At 73.4% G+C, this 2,752-nt stretch carries 3 protein-coding genes; all 3 read left to right on the forward strand.

The window, feature by feature from the left end:
* Positions 1–395 (forward strand): DALR domain-containing protein (locus tag HMPREF3105_RS09930; RefSeq protein WP_371441112.1); only part of this gene is annotated, 395 nt, incomplete at its 5' end.
* Between the two features lie 74 nt (positions 396–469).
* On the forward strand, positions 470–1,459 hold the full coding sequence (gene rlmB, locus HMPREF3105_RS09935) for a 23S rRNA (guanosine(2251)-2'-O)-methyltransferase RlmB (protein ID WP_036382443.1): 990 nt from the start codon (positions 470–472) through the stop codon (positions 1,457–1,459).
* Between the two features lie 233 nt (positions 1,460–1,692).
* Positions 1,693–2,703 (forward strand): ABC transporter substrate-binding protein, encoded by a 1,011-nt coding sequence (locus tag HMPREF3105_RS09940; protein WP_070709482.1) that lies wholly within the window; start codon positions 1,693–1,695, stop codon positions 2,701–2,703.
* Positions 2,704–2,752: the final 49 nt, after the last annotated feature.

Raw genomic sequence — 2,752 nt, forward strand, 5'->3', positions numbered from 1 at the left:
GGGCGCTCGCGGACCGCGTGCCCGCCGCCTTCCGCGCCGCCATGGAGGACGACCTCAACGTGCCCCAGGCGCTCGCGGCCCTGCACGAGGCCGTGCGCGCCGGCAACTCGGCGCTGGCCGGGCAGGACCTCGACGCCGCGGCCGCCCGCCTGGCCGAGGTGGAGGCCATGACCGCGGTGCTGGGCCTGGACGACGTGCCCGAGGGCGACGACGCCGCGGCCGGCCCGGTGTCGGACGCCCTCGACTCGCTCGTCCGGTCGCAGATCGAGGCGCGGGCACAGGCCCGCGCGGACAAGGACTGGGCCACCGCGGACCGCATCCGCGATGCGCTGGCCGCGGCCGGCGTCGTGGTGGAGGACGGCGCCGACGGCGCCACATGGCGCCTGGCGGACTGACACCTAGACTGGAGGGCGATCCGGCGGCGCCCCGCGTGCCGCCGCCCCCGTCCCCGGCCCGCAGGAGTCCCGCCATGTCCACCGCCCCCCGCTCCGGCGGATCCCGCAAGCCCAAGGGCAAGAAGGGCCCCATGAAGGGCACCGGCGGCCACGGCCGCAAGGCGCTCGAGGGCCGCGGACCCACCCCCAAGGCCGAGGACCGGGTCTACCACAAGGCGCACCGCGCCAAGCAGCTGGCCGAGCGCTCGGCCGCCAAGCGCGGCCCCGTGAAGGACCAGGTCCGCGGCCGCGTGAAGCTCACGGATGAGACGGTCTCCGGTCGCAATCCCGTGCTCGAGGCGCTGCGCGCGGGCATCCCGGCCAAGGCGCTGCACGTGGCCGTGCGCATCGAGATGGACGACCGCGTCAAGGAGGCCCTGCGCCTCTGCCTCGAGCAGGGCGTGCCGGTCCTGGAGAACACCAAGCCGGAGCTGGACCGCCTCTCCGGCGAGGCCGTGCACCAGGGCATCGTGCTGCAGATCCCGCCCTATGAGTACGCGGACGCCACGGCCCTGGCCCTCGACGCGCTCGCGAAGCACGAGAAGGGGCACCTGCGGACCCCGCCGCTGCTGATCGCGCTCGACGGCATCACCGACCCCCGCAACCTCGGCGCCATCATCCGGGCCGGCTCCGCGTTCGACGCGGACGGCGTGATCGTGCCCGAGCGCCGCTCCGTCGGCGTGACCGCCACCGCCTGGCGCACCTCGGCCGGCGCGGCCGCGCGGGTGCCCGTGGCCCAGGCCGGCAACCTGAACACCACCCTCGTCGACCTGCACAAGGCCGGCTACTTCGTGCTGGGCCTCGACGGCGGCGGGGACGTCTCGCTGCCCGGGCTCGCCCTGGCCACGGAGCCGCTCGTGCTCGTGGTGGGGGCCGAGGGCAAGGGTCTGTCCCGCATGGTGCGGGAGCACTGCCAGCAGATCGTGTCCATCCCGATCGACTCGACGATGGAGTCCCTCAACGCCTCGATGGCGGTGGGCATCTCCCTGTACGAGATCTCGGTGCAGCGCGCCGGCGGGCGCTGACCTCCACGGCGCCCCCGCCCGGGATGACGGCCAGGCGGGGACGCGGGTGTCGCACACGGCGCCGACGCGGGCAGAGTGTCTACAGTGACGTCGATCACATGGCAGGATGTCGCGTGGATACGCGCACGTCTTGCCTGTGATGCGTGTCACCGCGCACAGTGTCTGCACTGTGTCCGACGGGCCCCCGTCGGCGAGCGCATCCCGCACCGCACCATCAGAACGAGGTCCGTCTCATGAAGCACCGCTCCCTCTCCCTCACCGCCGCCCTCGCCGTCGCCGCCCTCGGGCTCACGGCGTGCGGTGACTCCGGCTCCGGCGGCTCCGGCTCGTCCTCCGCCGCCGGCGGCGACGGCTCCTACACCGTGGGCATCAACCAGCTCGTCTCCCACCCGGCGCTCGACGGCGCGGCCGAGGGCTTCAAGGAGGCGTTCAAGGACGCCGGCCTGGACGTGACGTTCGAGGAGCAGAACGCCCAGGGCGAGCAGGCCACCGTCACCTCGATCGCCTCCACCTTCGCCAACGACGGGGACGTGGACCTCGTGGCCGCGATCGCGACCCCCGCCGCACAGGGCACCGTCTCGGCCGTGAAGGACAAGCCGGTCGTGTTCATGGCGGTCACCGACCCGAAGGGCGCTGAGCTCGTGGCCTCGGACGAGGCCCCGGGCGGCAACGTCACCGGCGTCTCGGACCGCAACCCGGTCAAGGAGCAGCTGCAGCTGCTCAAGGACGTGAAGCCGGACGCCACGACCGTCGGCATCGTCTACAACTCCGGCGAGGCCAACTCCAAGGTCCAGGTGGACCAGGCCAAGGAGGCCGGCAAGGAGCTGGGCCTCGAGGTCAAGGAGGCCACCATCACCAACTCGTCCGAGGTCCAGCAGGGCGTGCAGTCCCTGTCCGGCGTGGACGGCATCTACGTGCCCACGGACAACGCCGTCGTCTCGGCGCTGGAGACCGTGGTGGGCTACGGCGAGGAGCAGCGCGTCCCCGTCATCTCGGCGGACATCGACTCCGTCGAGCGCGGCGCCCTGGGCACGTACGGCATCGACTACACGGCGCACGGCAAGCAGGCCGGCGAGATGGCCGTGAAGATCCTCAAGGACGGCGCGAAGCCGGCCGAGCTGCCCGTGGGCTACGCCGACCCGGCCAACCTGCAGCTCGTGCTGAACCCGAAGGCCGCCGAGGCCTACGGCGTCGAGATCCCCGCCGAGCTCACGGACAGGGCCGATCAGCTCGTCGAGGGCTGATCCCGCGCCTGCCCGCCTCCGCGGCGGCCCGGACCACGGGGTCCGGGCC

It is taken from the genome of Micrococcus sp. HMSC31B01 (assembly GCF_001816085.1).
GTDB classification, from domain to species: Bacteria; Actinomycetota; Actinomycetes; order Actinomycetales; family Micrococcaceae; genus Micrococcus; species Micrococcus luteus.

Coding starts and splice junctions, on each gene's coding strand:
- rlmB (WP_036382443.1), top strand. CDS start 470: ATGTCCACCGCCCCCCGCTCCGGCGGATCCCGCAAGCCCAAGGGCAAG.
- HMPREF3105_RS09940 (WP_070709482.1), top strand. CDS start 1,693: ATGAAGCACCGCTCCCTCTCCCTCACCGCCGCCCTCGCCGTCGCCGCC.